Source organism: Vibrio tetraodonis (genome assembly GCF_003350295.1).
Classification (GTDB): domain Bacteria; phylum Pseudomonadota; class Gammaproteobacteria; order Enterobacterales; family Vibrionaceae; genus Vibrio; species Vibrio tetraodonis.
Genome location: NZ_QLYY01000009.1, coordinates 74961 through 101003 on the forward strand (window position 1 = coordinate 74961; position 26043 = coordinate 101003).

The 26043-nt window shown below is 41.7% G+C and carries 15 protein-coding genes; 4 read left to right on the top strand and 11 right to left on the bottom strand.

Annotated elements, in window-relative coordinates:
* Window positions 1–75: 75 nt before the first annotated feature.
* The 4 genes from DPF90_RS06535 to pheS form a co-directional block, all read right to left on the bottom strand.
* The gene (locus DPF90_RS06535; protein WP_114785528.1) at window positions 76–2445 is read right to left on the bottom strand and encodes a hypothetical protein; all 2370 of its coding nucleotides are present in this window, start codon (window positions 2443–2445) and stop codon (window positions 76–78) included.
* 67 nt (window positions 2446–2512) lie between these two features.
* Window positions 2513–3706: an alpha-xenorhabdolysin family binary toxin subunit A gene (locus DPF90_RS06540; protein ID WP_114785529.1), complete on the bottom strand. Its 1194-nt coding sequence runs from the start codon at window positions 3704–3706 to the stop codon at window positions 2513–2515.
* Between the two features lie 586 nt (window positions 3707–4292).
* Window positions 4293–6680: a phenylalanine--tRNA ligase subunit beta gene (pheT, locus tag DPF90_RS06545; protein ID WP_114785530.1), complete on the bottom strand. Its 2388-nt coding sequence runs from the start codon at window positions 6678–6680 to the stop codon at window positions 4293–4295.
* A gap of 17 nt (window positions 6681–6697) precedes the next feature.
* A complete protein-coding gene (gene pheS, locus DPF90_RS06550) occupies window positions 6698–7681 on the bottom strand; it encodes a phenylalanine--tRNA ligase subunit alpha (protein ID WP_114785531.1) in 984 nt (327 codons plus the stop codon).
* Between the two features lie 304 nt (window positions 7682–7985).
* Between pheS and DPF90_RS06555 the strand changes: the two genes are divergently transcribed.
* The gene (locus DPF90_RS06555; RefSeq protein ID WP_205395171.1) at window positions 7986–9074 is read left to right on the top strand and encodes a PQQ-dependent sugar dehydrogenase; all 1089 of its coding nucleotides are present in this window, start codon (window positions 7986–7988) and stop codon (window positions 9072–9074) included.
* Here DPF90_RS06555 and DPF90_RS06560 read toward each other — a convergent pair.
* Entirely contained in the window at window positions 9071–9649 is a 579-nt protein-coding gene (locus tag DPF90_RS06560) for a TetR/AcrR family transcriptional regulator (RefSeq protein WP_114785532.1), read from the bottom strand. The two genes, DPF90_RS06555 and DPF90_RS06560, sit on opposite strands and share 4 nt — an antisense overlap.
* A gap of 133 nt (window positions 9650–9782) precedes the next feature.
* Between DPF90_RS06560 and DPF90_RS06565 the strand changes: the two genes are divergently transcribed.
* Complete coding sequence (locus DPF90_RS06565; protein WP_114785533.1) at window positions 9783–10823, top strand: alkene reductase; 1041 nt, start codon at window positions 9783–9785, stop codon at window positions 10821–10823.
* A 56-nt stretch (window positions 10824–10879) separates the two neighbouring features.
* Here DPF90_RS06565 and DPF90_RS06570 read toward each other — a convergent pair whose 3' ends face one another.
* The 6 genes from DPF90_RS06570 to DPF90_RS06595 all read right to left on the bottom strand — a co-directional run bounded on the left by DPF90_RS06570 (window position 10880) and on the right by DPF90_RS06595 (window position 21571).
* Entirely contained in the window at window positions 10880–13435 is a 2556-nt protein-coding gene (locus DPF90_RS06570) for a calcium-binding protein (protein ID WP_114785534.1), read from the bottom strand.
* A gap of 116 nt (window positions 13436–13551) precedes the next feature.
* Window positions 13552–15564 (bottom strand): calcium-binding protein, encoded by a 2013-nt coding sequence (locus DPF90_RS06575; protein WP_114785535.1) that lies wholly within the window; start codon window positions 15562–15564, stop codon window positions 13552–13554.
* A 144-nt stretch (window positions 15565–15708) separates the two neighbouring features.
* Entirely contained in the window at window positions 15709–17430 is a 1722-nt protein-coding gene (locus tag DPF90_RS06580; protein ID WP_114785536.1) for a hypothetical protein, read from the bottom strand.
* A 45-nt stretch (window positions 17431–17475) separates the two neighbouring features.
* A complete protein-coding gene (locus DPF90_RS06585; RefSeq protein WP_114785537.1) occupies window positions 17476–19218 on the bottom strand; it encodes a coiled-coil domain-containing protein in 1743 nt (580 codons plus the stop codon).
* Between the two features lie 50 nt (window positions 19219–19268).
* Window positions 19269–19892, bottom strand: coding sequence for a class-II aminoacyl-tRNA synthetase family protein (locus DPF90_RS06590; RefSeq protein WP_114785538.1), 624 nt, complete (start codon window positions 19890–19892; stop codon window positions 19269–19271).
* On the bottom strand, window positions 19889–21571 hold the full coding sequence (locus tag DPF90_RS06595) for a hypothetical protein (protein ID WP_114785539.1): 1683 nt from the start codon (window positions 21569–21571) through the stop codon (window positions 19889–19891). Before DPF90_RS06595 ends, DPF90_RS06590 begins: the two co-directional genes overlap by 4 nt.
* A gap of 650 nt (window positions 21572–22221) precedes the next feature.
* Between DPF90_RS06595 and DPF90_RS06600 the strand changes: the two genes are divergently transcribed.
* Together DPF90_RS06600 and DPF90_RS06605 are read left to right on the top strand one after the other, a co-directional pair.
* Entirely contained in the window at window positions 22222–23409 is a 1188-nt protein-coding gene (locus tag DPF90_RS06600; RefSeq protein WP_240314477.1) for a BspA family leucine-rich repeat surface protein, read from the top strand.
* 242 nt (window positions 23410–23651) lie between these two features.
* On the top strand, window positions 23652–25955 hold the full coding sequence (locus tag DPF90_RS06605) for a BspA family leucine-rich repeat surface protein (RefSeq protein ID WP_240314478.1): 2304 nt from the start codon (window positions 23652–23654) through the stop codon (window positions 25953–25955).
* Window positions 25956–26043 lie beyond the last annotated feature (88 nt).

Here is a 26043-nt window from a genome sequence, read left to right on the forward strand (position 1 = left end):
TCTAAGGTTTTAATAATAATGAGGTTTAGATTGCGCTATAACACTTCTATATAGCGCAAGGACAAGAATTGAAATCTAAAACTCGGGCGTTACCCACTCTCCAGAGAAGGAAAGCTTAATATTCTCAACTTTGCTTAAGTCGACTTTTTCATGCTCGAATAATTTGACCGTCCAAGTAGAAAACGGCGTGGGTTTGAAAATGAACTTACCAAAGTTCTCTGATATGTCACCGGGAGTAATCACGTTATATTCATCTCCCTCTTTTTCGTAGGAATATATACGATGAGATTCCTTAGTATTAAATATATATGATTGATTTTTATAAAAATCTCTAAACTCACCGGTATGGGTTAATTGAAACTCATATCTACCATCTGCTAGCTCTGGTCCAAAGATCTCAACACCAATACTGTCTAGGCGCACTCTTTCTTTATTATTAAAAATACCCTGGCCAAACGTTTCATGGTTTTGCTCATTAATAATAAAGCTAAATTCACCAGTCTCTTTTAATTGATCCAGTATTGCTTGATCATTAATGTCTGCATTGATTGAAAAACTCTGAGGAGGATTTTCATAAAAACCCTCGATAGCATGAGTGAGCTGTTCATCCATAGAGACCAAGTTTTGGTTGTATTCTAAGTAGCTGGCGTTAATACGCGGAGTAACTGTACTATCTTCGAATGTATGATACTTATATGCCGCGTTATAGTTGAGCATTGCGCCATAAAGAGGGCGTTTAAACAAACTATATGCTCTAAACAGATACTGTTCGACTTCCTGCAGAGCTTGCTCATCCGTATCCAAGTCGTTTATGTACTGAACAACACTATCATAGTCTTTTTCAATCGCTTCTTTGGCTAACTGAAGCTCGGTTAACCTATAGGTTGCGATGACAGCCTTGACTTGCAAACCCGAAACACTCGAGCCCCAAGTCATAAGTTTATTCAGCTCATTCTTGTACTCTCTTGTACCTAAAACACCCAACTCTTGAGCTGCGCCCAGCGCAGTATCAATATCGATTCTAGCAAGCTCCCAACCAGTACTCGACGAACCGAGATCAGGGATATCGATTTCTGTTTCCCTCATCAGTCCGTTAAGCTCTGCGGTCAGCTGATTGCTTTTTATCAGTTTCAATATGGTCTCTAGATTGGCACTGAGATCCTTAATCTTCTTAATATCTTTACTCAGTTGCTCTAAACGTTTTGAAATCGTCACTGCTTGCTGAGCATCTTGAGCTGCATCACCTATCGCTTGAGCTGCGCTTTCTATTCCAGCAGGGCCAATCGTAAAGGCAGAGATCACCGACGAGCCTAGATCGGCCAATGAGCTAAACACTTCAATAGCGATACCAGCTATAAACTTACGCTGGTAGTCAATAATGCCTTGCCTGAAGTTCTGCTTTGCAACTTCGACGACACCCTCTTGCTCCTTAAATCCTTCAATTTTGTTCTCGATACTATTTTGGAAAGAGGCAATCTGCCTTTCTTGGTTTTCAATAATCGCGTGCTGGGCGCTCAATGCATTATCTAACTTATCCAACATCAAACGTGCACTGTCTTTTCTAGCTTGAATATCATTTTGGTGGTTCTCAAACTGATCATATTCGCTCTGAAATGCTTCCATCGCGTCCAAGATTTGACTATAGCTATTGGAATATAAATTTAAATCAAGTACTGGAACAAAATTCTGATCTTTTTGAGAGGAAGAATAAAATAGACTCAAGCTTTTTAGAGCGCGAAAGGTATCGTCAAAATTCCAAGCGTTTTCCTCATTAATCAGCGCATCACTGCTTGCTAATAAATTCGCATACCATTCTAGTATATCAATACTAAGCTGAGGCTTACTGTCATACGCAGACAAACCATAATCATAAGCAAGGTTAAAAATATAATCTCTACCTTCGTTTAACTGTACAATAATACTTTCAATACTTTCGCTATCATAACTAACGGTTTCCCTACCAAGTAAGTTTCTATAGGTAAATTTGAAATTCTCCCCTTTGTCTTCAACTCGCGTAACCGTTCCTTCATGTGAAGTAATCAGTATTCCGGCATCAATTTTATCCGCAATAATAGTGACCGATGTATTGGCATCTTCTAATTGACTAAAACCAATCAGACCCTCGCCCTGGATAAAACGAGCTAGTATCACAATATGCTTGCCTTGGATATTTTGCGAAACTACTTCATCAAGCAATAATGTATCGGCAATAAAAATATACCGCCCTCTGTCTGGATACTGCTCAAAGGTTTTGTTGAGCTCCGCAGAATCAAGCAACATCGCTTGTCTAACCACTTTTCGACTACTAACGTCTGTCACTTCTTTTGTTTGACCAGGCATATAACTTGGTACAGAAACATCATAAAAATCAGACCATGGATTCGCTGACACGCCAAAACTTGCTAGCAGCAACCCAGTAAGAATTTTGCTCTTTTTAAAAAACATAAGCGTTACTCCATCAACGTAGTGGGAAAAATTTAAGGCAGCCTAATCTGTGGCTGCCTTAGTGCTGCTATTGGTTGCTTTGAGTCACGTAAGCATTTCGTACCCATTCCTCTGTAGACTCTTTAATTTCTCCCCAGCGGGTCTCCAAGTCTTCAAGTTCTGAAGCGGTTAGCGCTAAAGCAGTCAGCAAATCTGGGTTATTGATAACATCTTCACTATTTGCTGATTGTATTCCGTCAAGTGCCGCTTGAAGCTGAGCAACAACGAGTACCCAAGCACCTTTGAGTTTCTCAAGTGCATTAAGTGCTTCTGATAGTTGATCTCGGGTGTTAGTAATACTGCTATTGGCAAGCTGCCATGATGCGTAAGTCAGCTCCTCTGTCCTGAGGCGCTTGGACAGGTTTTCAATGTCTTCTTTGATGAATCCGATTTCATTCTTTAACGCAATAGCTTGCGCTGTCCCGCCGGAGGCCGCGCCAATCGACGCGATTAAACCAAAAGGAAACGCAACCGTAGAATAGACGGGAGACGTTGCTGCTACTTTTACCCACTTACTGTATTCCCTATTTACTTCTTCAATTCTATCTTGTAGAGCGTCAATCTCATCTTTTGTCGCTGAGCCGTCATTTTCAAGAATATCCGCATTTGTCGACTGAACTTCTTGTAGCTCTTGATCTTCTGCATCTAACGTATTAACAAACTCTGTAAGTTTTGTACCGAGATCATCAGCCTTATCATAATATTCTTGAGTATCCGTTAGCATTTTCTCCAGCAGTGTACGAGTAACGGTTAAATATCTGTCACCCGCTGCAAGATCATCTTCCAAGATGGCTGACCATATTCTGTCAACGAAAAGTGAAATACGCTCACTCCCAGTTAAAACGTCATCTGAGTAAATAACAATATCTGTGGCTAAGCCGACCATTTGATCTCTATAACCACCCGCATTTAGCCACTGCCCAGAAATATCATGCACGCTCTGATAACTTGTCAAAAGTTCTTGGTAGTTACTGCCAAAGTCCAGTGAACCTAATAAAAATTCGTTGCGCATGTCATCTTCTGTAATAGGGAGTGCCCTAGCTGTCGCAGCAAAAATTTGAATGGCAGCCCACTCATCTGTACTTAAAACAAACTTTTCTTCATTTGCTTCTTCACTTATGTAGGTAAAATCTTCTGGTGCATCACCTATTTTTTCTGCAAGAACATTTGCAGTAAAACTACAAGCCAATAATGTAGCGAGAGCAGTTTTTTTGAATTTCATATTTATACCTCATCAGATCGTTTTCTTACTGAATAGATTGGATTATTTAACAAACGATTATGTGTTCAAATATCATTCAAAATACTGCGTTATCAATTTAACAAAATAAATAACAATAATATCACTATGGGATATTGGTTTAATAAATGTTCATAAAGTGTAAATTTTATGTGTTTTTGATCGTAAATTATTCAATTTTTAAGCTAAAACAATGTGAAAATTTATTATATAAATAATAAAAATGAATAATGAATTACGTAATTTATTCTTTCTTATTAATACTTTGAGGATAGTGAATATATCTTTACATTCACAGAATTGATCATTAAGAATTTAAAATTAAATTTTCAAATAGTTTTATTTAATGGCAAGCATAATGACATCCATAATGACATCCATAATGATTATGGATTTCTATATTTAATCACCATAATTTATGAAGTGCCACAATATTTCTGGAGGGATGTTTGGTGCCTAAGGCTTAATAAGCATGGTGATTTTAAACGAAAGTTAGTCTTCTTTTTAAATATGTAATAATAAAAAAACCTGCCTTGTGGCAGGTTTTTATTATAAGGAATAAGGCTGATTAATCTCTAAGAGAAGCACCAAATTTTTCGGAAACATGAGCAACAATAGCATCAACTGCGCCTGCAATATCCGAGTCTTCCAATGTACGCTCTACTGACTGTAGACTTAGGGCAATGGCAAGGCTCTTCTTGCCTTCTTCTACCCCTTTACCAAGGTAAACATCAAACAAGCGAACATCTGTGAGGAATTCTCCTCCTTTTTCGAGACACGCTGCAACGATATCGCCAGATGCAACTTCTTCTTTAACAACCAGTGCAATATCACGACGGTTTGAAGGGAACTTAGAAAGCTGTACCGCTTCTGGGATCACCTTTGTGTTGATAGCAGACCACTCGATTTCAAACACAATAGTGCGACCGTTGAGGCCAAACTTACGCTCAAGTTCGGGGTGAACAGTACCAATTACACCGACTTCTTTTCCATCAACCATGATTGCCGCCGATTGACCTGGATGTAATGCCGGATGCCTTGCCGCAGCAAAAGAATACGCTTTTTCATTCGCAGACAGTTCAAGAATGGCTTCAAGATCGCCTTTCAAATCGAAGAAATCAACCGTGTTGGTTTCTACATCCCAATGCTCTTCACTACGAGCACCAGCAATTACACCAGCCAGCATAGGCTCTTGGCGCATGCCGTTTTCTGCAGACTCACATGGGATGAAACGCAAACCGTACTCGAATAAACGAACACGCGGCTGCTGACGCTTTTGATTGTGAACAACCGTATTGAGAAGACCTTGAATCAAACCCAGACGCATCGCTGACATATCAGCAGAAATAGGGAAAGGTAAGATCAGAGGCTCAACATCTGGAACAATGAGTTTTTGTTGCTCTGGCTCAACAAAGCTATAGGTGATAGCTTCTTGGAAACCACGGTCTACAAGCAAGTTACGAACACGTTTAAGTGGAATATTCGCTTCTACATGATCGTGCATTTTTAGATCAGCGGCTGGGCTCTGATTTGGAATATTGTCATACCCATAGATACGACCCACTTCTTCGATCAAGTCTTGCTCAATGGCAATATCAAAGCGCCACGTTGGTGCAGTCGCTGTCCAGCCTGTTTCGGTTGTCGAAACCTGCATACCCAAACGCTCCAAAATCTCAACCACATCTGCATCAGCAATATGATGGCCAAGTAGGCGATCGAGTTTAGTTCGGCGTAATGCGACAGTATTCGGTGTTGGCAAATCACTGGCTGATTCAACAGCAACCACAGGAGCCACTTCACCACCACAGATATCAACCAGCAACTCGGTTGCTCGCTCCATCGCATTTGCTTGCAGGGCGTAATCGACACCACGCTCAAAGCGCATTGATGAGTCTGTGTGTAAACCATAACTGCGAGCACGACCACGAATATAATCAGGCGCGAAGAAGGCACACTCTAGTAACACATCTTGGGTTTCAGACGTTACACCAGAATCTTGACCACCAAAAATTCCCGCAATTCCGAGTGCTTTATTATGATCTGCAATAACCAACGTATCAGCATTCAATTCCGCTTCACTGCCATCAAGAAGTGTCAGTTTTTCACCCTGCTCTGCCATACGAACCACGATACCACCGTCTATTTTGTTCAGATCGAAAGCATGCATTGGTTGGCCTTGCTCTAGCAAGATGTAGTTCGTAATATCAACAACTGGATCGATAGAACGAATACCACAGCGACGCAGTTTCTCTTGCATCCAAAGCGGCGTTTGGGCTTTGACGTTGACATTTTTGACCACGCGGCCTAGATAGCGAGGACATGCCGCTGGCGCTTTAACGTCAATAGAAACTGTATCGTCAATAGCAGGAGCCACTGGGTTTATTGCTGGCTCAGTGACGTCTGCACGGTTAAGTACACCGACCTCACGAGCAAGACCGCGAATGCTAAAACAATCAGCGCGGTTTGCCGTTAGATCAACATCAACGGTCACATCATTAAGCCCCAAAAATTGGCGAAAGTCTGTACCAACGACTGCCTCTTCAGCAAGCTCTATGATGCCATCTGATTCAACATCAATACCAAGTTCTGTAAATGAACAAAGCATACCGTGAGAGGGCTGACCACGCAGTTTTGCCTTCTTAATTTTAAAATCGCCCGGTAGTACTGCACCGACCGTTGCGACAGCAACTTTTAGGCCCTGACGGCAGTTTGGTGCGCCGCAGACAATATCAAGTAAGTCAGCTTCGCCAACATCCACTTTAGTCACTCGTAATTTGTCTGCATCAGGGTGTTGACCACATTCAACAACATGACCAACTTTAACGCCCGTAAAAGAGCCAGCGACAGGCAGAACATCGTCAACTTCAAGGCCTGCCATAGTAATTTGGTGAGTCAACTCATCTGTTGAAACCGAAGGGTTTACCCACTCACGAAGCCAAGTTTCGCTAAATTTCATAGTGATGGTTCCCTAGATTACTTGAACTGTTTTAAGAAACGCAGATCGTTCTCGAAGAACGCTCTTAAATCGTTTACGCCATAGCGAAGCATAGTTAAACGCTCTACGCCCATACCAAATGCAAAGCCAGAGTATTTTTCAGCATCAATGCCCACACTGCGAAGAACATTTGGGTGGACCATGCCACAACCTAATACTTCTAACCATTTGCCATTCTTACCTTTCACATCCACTTCTGCTGAAGGCTCTGTGAATGGGAAGTATGAAGGACGAAAACGCACTTCAACTTCTTCTTCAAAGAAGTTACACAGGAAGTCATGGAGAATTCCTTTAAGCTGGGCAAAATTAACGTTTTCATCAACCAGCATGCCTTCCACTTGGTGGAACATGGGTGTGTGAGTTTGGTCGTAGTCATTTCGATATACGCGCCCAGGAGCAATGAAACGAAACGGTGGTTGTCCATTTTCCATTGTGCGAATCTGAACACCTGAAGTGTGGGTACGCAGCATAAGATCTGGATTAAAGAAGAAAGTATCATGATCGGTACGCGCAGGGTGATCCTCTGCGATATTCAGCGCATCAAAGTTATGAAATGCGTCTTCAATCTCAGGGCCTGATTCAGTATTAAAGCCGAGTTCACCAAAAAACTGTTCAATACGTTCAACGGTACGAGTCACTGGGTGCAGACCGCCATTTTCTATGCGGCGACCAGGTAGAGTCACGTCAATCGTTTCTGCTGCCAATTTGGCTTCCAGCTCAGCACGCTGCAACGCATCTTTACGAGCAGCGATCGCTTGCTGGACAACACCTTTCGCTTTGTTGATCTCTTGACCTGCACTACGGCGCTCTTCTGGTGGCAATTTACCTAGGCTTTGAAGCTGAGCAGTTAGCTCACCTTTTTTACCCAAATACTGTACACGCACTTCGTCGAGTGCGACTAATGAATCTGCTGCGTCAATAGCAGCGTTAGCATTAGCAATAATCTCTTCTAGATGTTGCATCGTTTCCTCATCTACCTATTGGTAGTTTCCATAAGGTTTCCCGATAGGGATTTCAGGCTTCGTAAATAGCCCTACATAGTAACGAAACCGCTGTATAAAGCCAATCTGAAAAATGCGCTGAGGGGTAATTTAGTCCAAGTTTTTTGCCTTATGGTCCTCGCTGTGACACTACGACATACGCTAGCAACAGAAAAACATGTTTCTGGGAGCAATACTTCATCCCTCATAAGGCAACAAGTTGTATAAAATAAAAAGCTGTCTAGAGTTGGGTTAGAGGTTCATACTCAGAGTAAATAGGGAGGAGTTGCCAGTGATAAGAACAGCATTATGCTTGGTGTTAACCGCATGGGTAAGCTTTGCGCATAGCCAAGGTTACCAAACTCAGAAAATTGCATCAGGCCTTAAAGTACCTTGGGGCATGGCATTTTTTGATGCTAATACATTGCTTGTCACTGAAAGAAATGGCCATATACTCGCTCTTAGTACCATAACCGGAGAGACATCTAAACTGATGGAGAACCCATCTGACCTGTATTCAGCAGGCCAAGGTGGCTGGCTAGACATTGCACTATCTCCATTTGAAAAAAATAAGTTGTACGTCACGTATAGCCAGAAAACTCATACCGGATCAGACACAGCATTAGCAAGTTTTCTCTATCAATCTGGAAAACTTTCTCAATTCGAAACCATTTTTACCTCAACCTCTAATTCTGACACAAGCCGACATTACGGAAGTCGCTTAGCTTTTGATAAAGATCATGTATTTATGAGTATTGGTGACAGAGGAGAAAGGCCAAACGGGCAAGATTTTAGTACTCATGCTGGTTCTATCTTGCGGCTTAATCCAGACGGCAGCCCAGCTAAGAACAATCCTTTTATCTCAATTCCCAATGCGCAAAAAGCGCTGTGGAGCATTGGCCACAGAAACCCACAAGGTTTGTATTATGATGACGAGTCACAAACCCTTTGGTCAATTGAACATGGGCCAAGAGGTGGTGATGAGCTCAATCTTATTAAGAGAGGTGCTAACTATGGCTGGCCAATAACCTCACACGGTAAGGAATATTGGGGACCTATTAATGTTGCTGATGCTACAGAAAAAGAAGGAGTAGAGTCACCAATTAAGGTTTACATTCCATCAATTGCTCCTGCAAGCCTGCTACTTTATAGAGGTACCCACTACCCTGAGTTGAATGGAAAACTTCTCGCCCCAGCGCTAAAGCTCACGCATATCAATGTTATCACTCTCGATAATACTCAATCAGCGATTGAAGAAACTCGCATTCTTGAGCATCTCAAAGAGCGGATCAGACATGTGATCGTGAGCCCAAAAGGCGAGATTATTTTTAGTACCGATCAAGGCAATATATATCGCCTTATAAAAGGCTACTAACTGGTAAGATAATGAATCAATTCTTGCTTTAACTCTTTCAACACGCCCGGTTTAGGTTGGGTATGTGAAAGGGTGCGTATCCCGTAAATACCCATGACGACAAACTGGGTCAGTTGTCCGGCAGATTTATGCTTGTTTACGTATCCCGCATCTTGAGCCTGAGAAATTTTGTTCTCAATCGAGCGATGCCAGTCTTGTAGCATAGAGCTAATGAGCTGCTCGACTTCCGCATCTTGCTGCGCCAATTCACTCAAGGACTTTTGCAATAAACAGTCTTTAATTGCTTCTTTCTCGCATTCTTCGACCACTGAATCTAGGTAACAGTTTAAGCCATAGAAAACGTTTTCTTGCTCTTTGAACAAGGCTTCAAACTCACGAGATTTGTCATCACGATACTGGCCAAGCGCTGCGATCAAGAGCCCACGCTTGTTTTCAAACGCGCAATAAATTGAGCCAGGATGTAGTCCTGTTGCGGCTTTTAGGTCCTGCATACTGGTTTTTGAATACCCTTTACTTACAAAGGCTTCCATTGCAGAACGTAGCACTGTTTCACGATCAAATTCTGCGCTGCGCATCATCACTCACATTTAAATTATCAACAACACCCTACTTTAACGGATTTTGAACAGACATTCAAAAAATATGTTGAATGTTCATTCAAATTAGACTAACTTGAATGGACATTCAAGAAATCATCAAGGAAAAATCATGCAACATTTATTCGAACCAATAAAACTTAATCACGCTATTACCCTTAACAATCGCATTATTATGGCACCCTTGACCCGCTGCATGGCTGATGCCAATCTTGTCCCCACTGATGACATGGTGAAGTATTATGCGCGCCGCGCTGATACAGGGCTTATCATCAGTGAAGCAACCATCATACGACCTGATGCGCAAGGCTATCCCAATACTCCAGGCATCTACACTCAAGAACAAATATTAGGATGGCGCAAAGTGACAGATGCCGTTCACCAAAATGGGGGAAAGATTTTCCTTCAGTTATGGCACACAGGTCGAGTCGCACACCCGCACTTCTATGACGGTGATTATGTACTTGCTCCTTCGGCAATAGGTGTAGAAGGCACGGTTCCACGCATGCGAGAGCTCGAATACATCACACCAAAGCCTGCAAGCCGGGAAGAGATCCAAGAGCTGGTTGAAGATTATCGTCAGGCAGCAATTAATGCGCTTGAAGCTGGGTTTGATGGCGTAGAAATCCATGGAGCCAATGGCTACTTAATTGATCAATTCTTACACTTTGCCAGCAATCAGCGCGAGGATGAGTTTGGTGGAAATGCCGAAAATATGGCTCGCTTTGCCTTACAAGTGGTAGACGCTGTATCCGAAGCGATTGGTTCACAAAGGACGGCGCTTCGTCTCTCACCTGGAGCGTATTTCAATATGGAATCTGACCCAAGGGACAAACAGGTTTTTGACTACTTACTACAAGCTTTAGAAAGCAGAGAATTATGCTATCTGCATGTGGGTATATTCGACGATAATATGACTTTTGATTACTTAGGTGGCAAGGTATCTGACTACATGCGTGCTCACTACAGCAACATCTTAATGGGAGTTGGTGGCTTTACCCCAGAATCGGGCAATGCCGCTTTAGCCGCTGGGAAATTTGATTTATTAGCAATAGGGCGCCCACTAATTGCTAACCCCGAGTATGTTGCTAAAGTCAAAGCCGGCGAAGCACTTACCGACTACTCGGATGATATGCTCGCACAGCTTGTCTAGGCATCTATTGTTATTTAACTGTAGTGGTCAAGAATATTGACCACTACATAAGTACATTAGTGATTCAATGGTGACGTCACTAGAATTGAATTTTCCTGAGCCTGAGCACTATTCGATTCTGCAGAAATACCTCCACCCGTATCAAAAGAAGCCATGGCTTGAGCGAGACGAGCAGAAGTTTCATAGCGGCCACCCAACAAAGGATCATCCATCTCATCATGATATCTCGTTGTTTGGATAGCTCCTGTTCGCATATTATAGGTATATAAAGGGTTATTTCCAGAACGATTCCCACCTCCCCATGAAACAAACTCGACATCCTTACCCACATCGATATAGCTCTTTGTGTCATAGATGACTGGATTATTGCCTCGGCTGGTATCAGCAAACCTTGCCATTCGTGTAAAGCGTATCTTATTTCCCATATCTTGACGGGTAATTCTTGAGAATTCATTCACTCCAGCCGTGCGGTCGGTCCATTGCAAACCATCACCTATGTGGAGTTTATCCACTCCAGCACCGCCATAAACCGTTATTTTCCCTGGATCACTTGCAAGCCTGCCATTGTAGAGAAAATCATTACCGCCTCCAGCGTTAACGGTTAAACTGTCTTGTCTCGTCCGTTTGAAAAGAATTCGGTCTTGATTATTACTCCCTTGAATGTTGTCGGCGTCGATATATCCTCCCCAGCCCATTTTCCTTGTCATCCAGAGACCTGTCGTTGACACAACCCTGTCATAACCTTTATCCCCGTCAAAATTCAAGGTTCTAAAACGACCATTCACTTGTAAGGTATCTTGGCCATCTCTTCCCTGATACTCTAACCTTTTGGTATAGCCACCTTTGTACTCCATCATATTAGTGCCGTTACCACCCCTAAATTTAAGCTCTTCATAGTTGCCGCGCTCGACAATCATGGTGTCATCCCCGCTACTACCACCGCTGTAACGTACCTTTTTACCACTGAGAACATGTAAATGGTCATTCCCTGTCCCCGAAGAAAATGCAATTTCATCGATGCTACTAGTAATGGTATCATTACCTTCTGAGCCATAGATGCGCTCAACGTTTTTAATCGCACTTTGACTGGTTAACTTAAGTTCCATCGACTCTGTCATGTAAGCCTGATCATACCCTTCACCACCATCAATCGTATCTTGGGCGTCAAAATAGAGCTTGTCATTACCTTGACCACCAAGCAGGGTATCGGCCCCGGCGTCGCCTCTTAACTCATCGTCACCTAGTCCGCCACTCAGTACGTCATCACCTAAGCCACCCGATAATTTGTCGTTGCCCCCATCACCATAGATATTATCGCTATTCTCACTACCGATAATAGTATTGTGCAGGTCACCAAAATGGACTTCTTCCACGCCATGGTAATTCTGAGTTAAGGTTAACGATTCTCTCGTTGCCCCTTGATAATGCGCAACATCATGACCTTCACCACCAATCACACTGTCATCACCGTCGATATGGAAAACATCGTTACCCGCACCACCATCAAGATGGTTTCGACCTTCTAAGCCCGTGAGCGTGTCATTACCCGCTCCACCTTCTAATGTGTCGTTACCTACACCACCTGTCAGCGTATCATCACCTTCTTCGCCGTAGAGTTTATCGTCTCCTTCCCCGCCCGCGAGAAGGTCGTTCTCTGTACCGCCAGTTAGCTTATCATTACCTAGACCGCCGGATAACTCATCCCTGCCCTCTCCACCATCAAGTGTGTCGTCGCCTTGACCGCCATCCAGAACATCATTACCGGCTTCGCCTGATAAACTGTCATCGCCACTTTGACCAATAAGTGTATCGTTACCCTCGCCACCTTTTAACGTGTCGTTCCCTTCACCACCATCAAGGGCATCAGTACCCAAACCGCCTGTTAAAGTATCATTACCTTGACCACCGGCGAGTGTGTCATCGCCACTTTCACCATCTAGGCTGTCATCACCCTCACCCCCATCAAGCTTGTCGTTATCACGACCGCCAACTAGGATGTCATTGTCGCGACCGCCAGAGAGAATATCTGCGCCATCACCGCCACTTAATTCGTCTTCACCGTCGCCGCCATTAAGGATGTCATTACCCGCTTTACCGCTCAGCTTGTCATTGCCGTTCAGACCATGTACTTCATCGTTACCCGCACCGCCGTCTACGGTATCATTACCATCAGCAGATTCATCGTCTGCATAGATAATGTCATTACCATCACCGCCAAACAGTTGGTCGTCACCATGACCACCATTAAGCTCATCATGACCTTGACCACCAACAAGGATGTCATTGCCATTACCGCCATTTAATTTATCTTGACCATGGCCTCCGGCTAATTTGTCGTCGCCATCGTTACCATTTAAGGTGTCATCGCCATTATCGCCTTGCAAGGTGTCATCACCATCGCCGCCATTTAAAAGGTCATTTCCGTCGCCACCAAATAAAGTGTCATTGCCATTTTGGCCTTCCACTTCATCATCACCCGTGCCACCTAATACCCTATCATCACCCTCACCAGCGAGAATAAAGTCGTTTCCTCTGCCACCGTCGATAACATTATTATTTTCATCACCAAATAATGTGTCATCATTTGGAGTACCGTTAATTTCCACTGTCATAATATTCTTCCTTAGAATAAAGATTGCTTTAGATAATTATTTGCTTTTAATTTAAGTCAAACGTAGGGATGTAAAGGCCATAATATATTTATGGCCTTATCGATTAAAAAAGTAGATTAGTGATTCAATAGTGACGTCACTAAAATTGAATTTTCCTGAGGCTGAACACTATTCGATTCTGCAGAAATACCTTCTCCTGTATCAAAAGAAGCCATAGCTTGGGCGAGACGAGCGGTACTTTCATAACCTGTACCTAAAATAGGGTTGTCAGAACCAAAACTTGAACGTTTAGAGATAGACATGGTTCTAGTATTCAGTACTGTTACATCATTATGACGACTGCTACCAGTTTTCCATGAAATAAATTCGATATCTTTACCTGTTTCTAAATAGCCCTGCGTATCATCGTTAAACGTTACCGTGACACGAAAGTTATCCGTTGATTCGTAGACATTAATTGTTTTTATATCGCTGTCCGCTATAAAGAGGTTATCTACCCCTTCACCACCATAAACTTTAGCAGCATTACCATTGTCACTTAATGACTGCGCTAAAATATAGTCGTTTCCTTTGCCAGTATTAACCGTGGCGCCTTGAACTGACGCATCAAATATAATTCTATCTTGGTGCCGACTGCAGTTAATTTTTTCAGCCGATAAACTGCCACTATCCATCCATAGCCATTTATCAGCATTGATGGTGTCATTACCATTATCACCAGATACCACAAGGTTTTTGTATCTTCCGTTGACTCTAGCGGTATCGTTGCCTTCCCCGCCTTGATACCCAATCTGCTGATACTCACCAAATTTAACTTCTAAATGATCAGAGCCATGACCTGTTTTAAATGTAACATTATCGACGGCACTCGTTATGGCATCGTTTGCTCTTGTTCCATGAATTACTTCGATATCCTTAATGGCATTTTCATCACTAAGATCAGCTCTATTGGCAGAAAGGTAAGCTTGGTCAAAGCCGCTTCCACCATCTAACGTATCCTCGCTATCAAAGTAGAAGGTGTCATCGCCATCGCCTCCTATTAGCGTGTCTGAGCCTTGTTCACCATACAAAACATCATTACCTTCTCCACCATGTAAGACATCATCTCCAAACCCGCCATATAGATGATCATCACCTTTATTACCTGACAGACGATCATTGCCAGCATCACCAAATAATCGTTCGTTATGCTGCGTACCAATGACGGTATTATCTCGAGCGCCAAAACGAAGCTCTTCAACACCATCATAGAAATGCTTCAAGGTTATCGTGCTTTTAGTAACCTGTGAAAAGTCAGCGACATCCTTGCCTGAGCCGCCAACCACGACATCATTTTCATCAACGTAGAACAGGTCATCACCCTGATCCCCAAATAATGCGTCTTCTCCATCTCCACCAGTGAGAATATCGTTGCCAGCACCTCCGTGAAGCCTATCATCGCCAAGCCCACCCTTTATCTGATCGTTTCCATCCTCACCTTTCAGGACATCGTTACCACTACCTCCATCAAGAAGATCATCACCCTCTCCACCAAAGAGGTTGTCGTGCCCTTCATCACCTGCCAGTGTATCGTTACCTGCCCCTCCTTCGAGGGTATCGTTGCCTTCATTACCACTTAGGTCATCGTTGCCGCCTAAACCATAAATTTTATCATTGCCAGCGCCGCCTTCAGCCTTATCGTTACCAATACCCGATTGATTGTCAGTAAATATAGTGTCATTTCCATCACCGCCAAGTACGGTATCATCACCATGACCACCATTTAGTGTATCGTGCCCTTGACCACCCACTAAAATATCATCGCCATTGCCACCATCTAGACTGTCTTGTCCATGGCCTCCAGCTAGTCGGTCATCACCGTCTCCTCCACTAAGAGTATCGTCACCCTCATCGCCTTGAAGAATATCTTGGCCATCTCCACCATTTAAGGTGTCGTTTCCTTCACCCGCAAAAATGATGTCGTTTCCGTTCTCTCCTTCTAGCCTATCGTCACCTGTGCCGCCATAAACATGATCATTTCCTTCTCCAGCCCAAACCGTGTCGTTACCGCGACCTGCCTCAATTGTATCGTCTCGCTCATCACCAAATAGTGTATCGTCGTTAGGAGTACCAGTTATTACATTCGTCATTTTAAATGCCCAATATATTCTTATTACTAATAGCCAGTCACCGTATTTAAAAAATTAAACACGATGACTGATAGAGTTTTAAAATTTGCAAATAGATTATTAGGTATCGTTTTGATACCTTGTCATCTTTTACCTTTATAGAAATTAATTATCCTGACTAACTTCAAAAGCCATACCACGATTCATTGGTACGAAGTAGTAATCATCTATTTGTTCTTCATAAGTCGCACCTACAGTGCCTATATAATGAAGTCCTCGACGACCAAAGCTAAAAGAGTCAAGATCCCAACCTAGTGAACATGCAAATGAACCTGCGGAGCTACACATCATGCTGGTCATATTAAGACCAGAGCCTAATGTTGCGATATGGTGACTGAGATTACGGTTATCATCGGCTGATGTTTGAGGGTCAAACGCAAAACTTGGCATCCTTCGTGTGGCAATGGAATCCAATATTGCAACCGCCGCTCTTTCAAGAACATTGATGGCTATTTCACGCTTGAACCGTTTGGTAATCTCTTCACCTTTTTTACTGTCTGAGGTAAGCGTAATTTCAACCAAAGTATCGTATTCTTGGCGCTCACGAATTTTAGTTTTTACGTAACTAAAGCTCATAAATCGACCACCTTTACTCTTTTTCAAGAACTCAATCATGGCTCGTTGATGTACTTTAGCTCTGTACCCCGCTCTACCCTGAATTTCATAACTGTATGACAAAAATGGAGCAACATAACTTGCCAACTGCTGCTTGTTATCACTGTTAATTAAACAAGCCCCGTGCAGGTTTAAATTGATTTGAGAGTTAAATGCAGCAGGGAAAGCAGAGTGCGATTCTCGATATTGCACGATACTCGAAGAGGTTAGTTGGTCTATTGACTTTGGTTCTGGTTCGGACTTATCGATATTCACCGTAGCAGTACCATAGCGCTCAAACTGTGGGGTGGTAATAGACATTACTGGCAGCATCATACGCTGAATATCATTAATGTCCGGTGACTGGAAATTAGCAACAAATTGAATCTCAGAACGCTTAGGATCGATGCTACGCCATTGCATACTTGCTAGCACATCTTCAGCATTGGCTCTCTTTTCAGCTAAATAAGATGATTGATCCACTTTAAAGAGTAACTTTGCTGTACCACCAAAAGTCTCTGTATATTTGAGCAAGCGTTGCTCTATTGTTGAAAAGTAATCGTCAACTTCAAGAGCCATCTGACTTATTTGATCACTATTTCTTTGAATAGAGATGTTTAGGTCAGCGATACGATTCTCCACTAGATCCACTTGCCTATTTAGATACCCTACTCGAGATTGAATTCGACTTATTTGTCTGCGTAACGCATTTTTTTCGGAGGACAATGTCACAAAACTTTGACGCTCTATCGTACAGTCTTCCTCTGAAGCAATGTCTAAACAGCTGTGCAATATTTGCTGTGCAGAAGATAATTGGCTTTCAAGTACCTCATACTCGGCTTGCTCTTCGGCTAATTCACGCATAGCCAAAGGTATTAGTGCCTTTTTCGAATTAAGCGTAAGCCGTAAATCGGCAAAATTTTGTTCTAACTCAACTGACTGGCGTGCTAATTTATTCCTTTCTTGATTTACTCGCTGCATTGCCTCTGCAATGCCTGAGTACCCATCCATTGAGCTATGATAATTATCGCAAAAATTTGAATTTGCTCGATATAAACTGTCTACCTTCACTTGACCAATATCAGGCAGGCCTACATAGGCAGTAGAACATGTTTCATCGAAATACATATTATTTGCTATGGCATTGGGTACACCACAACTTTGTAAACTAGGAATAGCATAAGCACTCAAGCTAGTCATACTCAACACTAGCCCTAAAGTTCGAATAGACATCACGATTTCCTTTTAAATAGCCTCCCGAATGGGAGGCATGGAAGGTTATTTAGCTTTAAAGCCAAATGTTTTATTCATTGGAATATAAAAATCTTCAGTTACAGTTTCTTCATATCTGTGTGAAATCTTCTGCTTATAATCAGTTATTTTCACACCAATGCTGGTGTTATCGATTACCCAACCTGCTGCACAAGTGTAGGCATCTGCGGTCGAGCACAATGCCGTTGATACACCCGTGTTTTGTTCAAGGTTCGACTGCACCTGAACCGGTGGTTTAGGCTGTTCTGAAGGTGTTTCCGTACCATTCAATAATCCAGCGCTAGCTGGATCGACGGTTTTACGAACAGCAATGGTGTCAAGAACCGCAATGGTCGCACGCTCAAGTAAGTTTTCTTGAAGCGTTCTTTTCACTTGTTGCTGTTCCAAAGTTCCTTCATAAGTTGAAGAAGTGAATTTAATTGATACATAAACATCAATATCTTGCTCTGCACGAATTTTATCTTTTACATAGCTGAAACCTACAAATCCTATACTGGTTGTCTTTTCGACAAATGATATTACCGCTTCACGGTTTACCACTGCTTCATAAGAGACTTTACCTTTAAGCTCGTACGAAACTGAAACATAAGGGGCAACATGAGTAAGTAACTGTTTCTTTTCCGCCTGAGATACTGGACACGACCCATGTAAACTAAGTGTTACTGTTGATGGAAAGGAATCAGGGAATGGTTTACTTAAGTTATCAAACTCATTATCAGAATACGTCGCTTTGGCAATTGGCACCGGCTCTCTTGGTGTACCAGTATCAGTGTTGTAATCAGATTGACTTGCCTCAAATACAGGGAAGTCAGGCGTGCCCACCACAATAACTGGGCTCAGTAGAGCGGTAAGCTGACGCTTTTCGATTTCATCTGATGGAACAATAAAACCAATACCCGCCTCACGAGGACGGATATCTCGCCATGTCATATTGTCATACTTGCCTTCCAACTCTTGCTTCTTTTGACGCACATATTCGGCATATTTTGTTTCAAACAGCAAGGTTGCATTACCGCCGTATGTCTTTGCGTATTTGTCTAACAAATCAAAAGAAGTTTCCATTGCAGCAGCAACAGAGCTCTTAATATTGAGTAGCTGCGCGAGTGCGTTATCATAATTGCTTTTCAAAGTATCTAGAGTAGACTGTAGAACAACCATTTTACGATTGATTGCGCGTTGCTCCGTTTTCGCAGCTGCAACATCAGATTTGATAGCTCTACGCTCCCGGGCTGCCGACGTAAATTCAGTTATTTCGTCCGCACAATCTGCTCTGTAGTCTATTGCAATTGCTTTACATTCAAGAAGCGTGTCTCGAGCATCAACGTACTTTTGATCTGCAACCGCTTGCTCCTCTGAAAGATCCAGGATTTTCGTATCCGCGACCTCAAGATCAGCCTTTAGCACATTGAGCTCTACACGCTTATCATCCATGCTCTGAGTAATACTCAGAGTTTGCTTTGCAAGAGCATTACTTTGAGCAATTAAGTATTCATAGGTTTTCTGAGTATCAACGTACGAATCCATCGCACTATCGTAAGCATCACATAAAGATTCATTGGTTTTCGAAAAGTTGTCTACTGTTGCTTCACCAAACGGTGGAAAACCGACATAAGCTTCCGTACAGGCTTCATTAAAGAAGATATTATCCGCCAGTCCAACGCTATCTTTACACTTAAATACACTTGGTACTGCCAATGCGCTACTACTGACCATGGCAATACTTAATGCCACTGCTGTTTTTCTTAACATTAGTTAATTTTTCCTTTTGTCCTAAAGAGGTATGTTTTGTTTTTTTATTGTTAACTTTGCGATTTATCGTCTATGTTTCGCTTCTCCTCACTATCAATCTCTGCCATAAAGGCTTCCGCTTCTTTTATCATGGCTTCCAAGTCATCCAGCTCGCTATTTAGTCGCTCCAATTCCTCTGGTGGATACAATTTAGCTAGCTCTCGAAATTGTCGCTGAGCTTGCTCAATACCCAAGCTATCGTGACGTTCAAAAATCTGCTTAATGACTTCCAGTTGTGTTTCATCAAAGGCTTCTTCGTTGATGCGAGAAATCAGCCCACTAGAATCAATAAACTCAGAAATTGCTGAAAATTCTGCCGCAAGTTCTTTGTCCGACAAATCTTTCGGCATGGAACCTGCGCTGAAAAATGTCTGAGCTTGGTCAATAAGCTCAGATGCTTGCTGTATCTCTTGTGCTTCTGTTTTCGCCAAGGTAAGTGATGATGTGTTTTGTACATTTACATCGTCCGGGATCGCCTCTTGCTTAACGCTTTTTTCAAATAGTACTACTGGCGATGTTTGTTCATTAGTGCTGGTACTCTGCGATTCAGACATATCAGAGTTGGAACTGAACCATTGATATCCTGCTAGACCTAACCCACCCGCAATAACAATTGCAACTAACAGCTTTTTCATCTTTCCACCTCGAATGCGATCAATTTTGCCTGCGGAACAAGATACGACCCGCTGACACTCTCTGTGTAATATTGAGCTACATCTCTTCTGTAATTATTGCCACGTGAAACAAAATCATCCTTAGCGTTGTGGCTAAATCTTTGCCATGTAAAAGACAGGCCTGGTGAGTCAAATGAACCTTCATAGCCTGCACTCATACCTGAACCACCAAGACCAGCGGCAATATCAAACGCAGCTTGAGGAGGCGTGGGCAGACGCTTTCCTAAACTATCCATATAATGAAGTGCGGTGCGGTCTAGAATTGAACGGATCACCTTAGTTTTCATTTCTGGCGACAACACAGCCACATCAGATGATCCCGCATCAAAACGAATATCAATCAAGTGACTAAAATTGCGATGGTCTCTGATTTCAGTCCATTTTTTCTTCCAGAACCAACTACCTTTGGAGCGGTGAATTTCCAGATGTTCAATCACAGCAGTACGATCCACTTTTGCGGTATAACCAAACGGCACTTCTACGCCATATTTAAAAAAGAGTGAAGGAGCAACCGTGGCAACCAATCCGTTTAAGTTACTACTGGATTGAACTTGACATGCTCCAATTGCATTGAGCTTTATTCCAGCTTGAAAGCGTTCTCTATTATTTAATGATGATGTCAACATATCACTGGACAGCGGCTGTTCTTGAGGTGGAATCGTATTCCCCGATTGATTCAAGCCCACTTGTGATTTCTGTGAATCACCAACAATATAGCTACCTAGAACGGGAAGCTGGTATTGAACTCTTTCAGCACTATCCATATTGTCAAATGGAGACAATACCGAAATATCGGTTTGCATCGCTGGCATCTTTTGCCAATCTAAACCTAAATGCGCATATTTATTTGCTAGTGCATCCACATGTGCCTGATGGCGTATATCAAAAGTAAATACCGCGTCTCCTGCTTCTGCGACCGCGTATTTAGCCAGCATTTCGCTAAGAGAATCTTCTAAACTTTTCATGGCATCGAGGTGCGCTTTGTTCCTGTATGTAAGTAGAGAGAGTTCTTCCTCCGCACTTAAAATCGCCCTGCGTGCTTGGTCAGCAATACCCTTGACTGGTCGGTATCCAACTCTCGCTTCACTGAGTTCCTTAGTAGCGAAGGTTAACTCAGCTCTCACTTCTGCAACTTTGTCCTGCTCACTTTGGCATTGACTTGATGACTGTCGGCAATCTGATAATGCACGGCTAGCTACTCTGTATGCCTCCATCCATTGGTCCGCATATTCTTTTGCCATCTCATAATGAAAAACTTCTTCAGCATACTGGTCACGAACAGCGTAGACTTCAGCTTTTAAACTATTGATTCTACTTAATATAGAGGCCTTTCTCTCTATAAACTGACCTGCATTTTTATAAACGTCATTGATTTCATTAGTTACACGAACAATGGCATCTTCCGTAGACTGGTAATGGCCACACACATTCCTCCCATATGAGTTTGGCGTAAACACACCTTCGGTTGAAACACCTGTATCTTTGGGTAGTACATATGCTGTTGAACAAGACTGGTTAAAATATACAGTCCCATCTTCAGGAAGAATGTTTAGGTGATTACAGTCATTTAAACTAGGCGTTGCAAAAACTGCCCAACTAGGAATAGTAAGTAATGCCAATGTCTTTGGGTAAAACCTCATTTAATTACCTTAATAATATAGATAAAAGAAACCGGCTAAATATTGAAATCGTTGGTGAGTTATGTAGTCAACACTATTTCATGGTTAGCCATCACATTAAGAGTTTATATAATTAGCATGTAATTTAGCTGATAATTATATTCATCTAAATAATTAATAAACAAATACAAATCACATTTAATTAATCATTAAAAATTAATTTAATCAAAAAGAACAAAAAATAAGCACCTCAAATATTTTTGACATGAAATTAATATAAATATATTTATTGAAGCTCATTTAATTGAAACAGGTAATGCATTTAATAGAAAATCATTAAGGTCAAGAAAAAGATTATTTTTAGTTATAAAATCTTATATATAGGAAACCATTGCCATTTATCATTAAATACCAACATTATTAAAAATAAAAAAATCATTAAAAAGTTAAATTAATGCATCGGGTATCACATATTTATGCTTAGAAAATATAATCGTAGAAATATCTACTGATTATATTTTGTTTTTATTTTTATAATAAACAGTGATAAAGACAGCTATAACCCATCAAAGATTAGCTCACTAATAGTCTCCATTATTGCTGAATAGGGTTGAGCATGCATTTGACTCTCTAATTTTTTCTTGACCTTTACCTAGGGGAAAATAACTACAATGAATTCTGCAAAACACTATTGCAAAACCGCACTTGCCACACTTTTATTAACCAGTAGTAACCTAGCGTTAGCGTCGACCTACACGTGCCCCGATGCCAAACCCAAATCACTGATAATCGAAGGCAAGCGAAAGTATCTGGTCGTCGATAACACGCTCGTCAGAGATCAAAAGCTGCTTAACCAATTACAAGATGGCACCATAAAGTTTTGTACCACTCACGTTACCGATATGAGCGTCCTGTTTGCAGATAGAAGAGACTTTAACACCGATATTAGTGATTGGGACACGCAAAATGTGACAACCATGATAGGTATGTTCAACCGCGCTGAAAAATTTAATCAAGATATCGGCCAGTGGAATACACGAAAAGTCACCAATATGTCATGGATGTTTGCAGGAGCGAGCAATTTTAACCAAGACATTGGGCGCTGGAATACTGCCAATGTTACCAATATGCGTGAAATGTTTTTTGCCACACCATTTAACCAAAATATTGGCAATTGGTACACCTCCAGAGTAACAGATATGAGTTACATGTTTGCCAACGCAAGGGCATTTAACCAAGATATTGGGGACTGGAATACATCAAGAGTCCGCAGCATGAAGGCGATGTTTGGCATTACAGATAGCTTTATGAACGAACAAGATAATACCATGGCATTTGACCAAGACATTAGCAATTGGAACACATCCCGAGTGAAAGACATGAGTATGATGTTCAGAAATGCTGATAAGTTCAACCAGAACATTGGTCGCTGGGATACCTCCAATGTTACAGACATGCACAAAATGTTTAGCGGTGCAAAAAAGTTTAACCAAGACATTGGGGACTGGAGCACGTTTAGGGTGAAAAACATGCAGGCCATGTTCAAAAATGCCGCCAGCTTTAACCAAGATATTGGTAACTGGAATACATCAAGTGTAAAAGACATGAGCGACATGTTTAACGATGCTCGAAATTTTAATCAAGATATTGGTGATTGGGATACTGCTCAAGTAAGAAGTATGAGCAAAATGTTCAATAATACTTTGAGCTTAATTGTAGACGCAGGTATGCCAATGGTTATTGCTTGGGGGTTTAATCACGATATTAGCCAGTGGAATGTTAACCAAGTAGAGTCATTTGATAATTTCTCTGAAATGAGTCTTCTATCCGCTAAAAGAGCGCCCCAATTTAATCACTAAATTTGTGAGAAAATGGCCAGATATTAGCTGGCCATTATTACAGCATTTATCAATCAAAAAAAGTACCTAGCAACCTGAAAGAATATAACCAACATAAGCTGAAAAAACCAAAATGATTAAATAATCAGGATGATATATTTAATTAAACCAACCCTATTACTGCTTGTAGTGAGCTTCTATTAATAGCTTGTCAAGCTTTATATTTTTAATATTTACCCTCTATTAATCTCGGATAAAACTCTATGATACCCAGACATTACCTTAGTAAAGCGACCTTTGGTGGCTTGCTACTTTGCTCCTCTCATTTAGCCTATGCTAGCACGGTAACTTGCCCCAATAGCGAGCCTAATTCATACATTAACGCTAATGGCGCTAATTACCTCGTCGTCGATGACGCCCTGATCAGAGATCAAACGCTGCTTAACCAACTACAAGACGGCACAATCAGGTTTTGTACCACTCAGGTTACCGATATGAGCGTCTTATTTGCCGATGAAGTTGACTTTAACGCTGATATTGGTGACTGGGACACGCAAAATGTCACCACCATGATTGGCATGTTCAACCGCGCTGAAAAGTTTAATCAGGATATCGGCCAGTGGGATACCAGCAAGGTTACCAACATGGCATGGCTATTTGCTGGCGCCAAAGCGTTTAATCAGGATATTGGTAACTGGAATACCGCTAACGTCACCAATATGCGCGAAATGTTTTTTAAGGCGCCCTTTAACCAAAATATTGGTAATTGGAATACCACCAAAGTAACTGATATGAGTTATATGTTTAACAACGCTTTCCTTTTTAATCAGGACATCAGCAACTGGAACACGGCTAACGTGACTGATATGAGTTATATGTTTCTTAATGCCTATAAATTTAACCAAGGTATCGGCAATTGGAATACTTCAAATGTTGTGAGTATGAAAGGAATGTTTAAGACTACATCTCGATATTACGGAAATGCTTTTAATAGTAATATTGCCAATTGGGACACCAGTAATGTTACCGACATGTCGCACATGTTCTCTGACGCAAAAAAATTCAACCAGAATATAACGAGATGGGACACTTCAAAAGTCACCGATATGTCCCACATGTTTTCGTATGCTGAGAACTTTAACCAAAATATTAGTAGCTGGGATACCGCTAATGTCACTGACATGAGTTATATGTTCAGAAGCGCCTTTAACTTTAACCAGCCCATAGGCGATTGGATTACATCAAGCGTTACCAATATGGAAGGAATGCTTGCAAGGCATTCATATTCGTACTCTTATGGTTGGGGGGCGAGTTCTTCAACAACGTATGTGGGAAATAACTGTCAAGAGCTTCCAAACTCGTTTAATCAGAATATTAGTGATTGGGATACCTCTAATGTTACGAATATGAGCTATATGTTCGAAAACACATGTAGATTTAATCACGACCTAAATAAGTGGAACACGTCAAAGGTCACTGATATGAGTAGGATGTTTCATTACGCTGATAAATTTAACGGCCACATTGGTGAATGGGATACCTCTAGTGTCACAAACATGGAGAACATGTTTTCACRAACTAAGGCTTTTAACCGACCTATCGGGGGCTGGGATACCTCTAGTGTCACAAACATGGAGCAAATGTTCCTTTTTGCAGAAAAATTTAACCAAAACCTCAACAACTGGGACACCAGTAATGTAAGCAATATGCTCGAGATATTTGCGTACGCTGCAAAGTTCAACGGAGCAATAGGTAATTGGAATACAGATAACATCACTGATATGAGCAAGATGTTCTACGATGCCGAATCCTTTAACCAAAATATCGGTAGTTGGAATACAGCTAATGTTACTAATATGAGCGAGATGTTCTCTGGTGCCAAAGTCTTCAATCAGAGCATAGGAGATTGGGATACCGATCAAGTCACTGATATGAGTAAGATGTTTTACCGTGCGAGCAAATTTAACCAAAACCTCAACAACTGGGATACCGCCAATGTCACCAATATGAGCGGAATGTTTCAAGCAGCAAAACCCGGTTTCATGTGGGTTAGTCCAACTTACTACGAATCTAGCTTCAATGGGGATATAAGCAACTGGGACACTTCTAGTGTAACAGATATGAGTAAAATGTTTTGGAATGCTGGCGCGTTTAACCAAGATATAGGCAGGTGGAATACCTCTAGTGTCACTAATATGGCAGTAATGTTTAAACAAGCAAAGGCCTTTAATAGAGACATAGGAAGATGGGACACGTCAAGAGTTACAAATTTGGGTTCCATGTTTTTTGTGGCCGAAAATTTCAACCAAGATATAGGCAACTGGGATACATCAAACGTCACCAATATGAATGAAATGTTTTCTGAAGCTTATCGCTTTAACCAGGATATTAGTCGCTGGGATACTTCAAACGTGGTAAATATGCATCAAATGTTCGCGAGCGCTAGAAACTTCAGTCAAAACCTTAGCGGCTGGAATGTAGATAAAGTAGGCGCGACTCATATGCTGTTTTTATTCGACTATCAAAGCGCCCTTACTTCTGACCAGATCCCCCCTTTCAATTATTGAGACTGCTTTGATAATAGATCCTCCTTTCAACCTTAAATACTAACACATTCTAACCAACGGCCAGCAAGCGCTGGCCTTCTCCTCCACC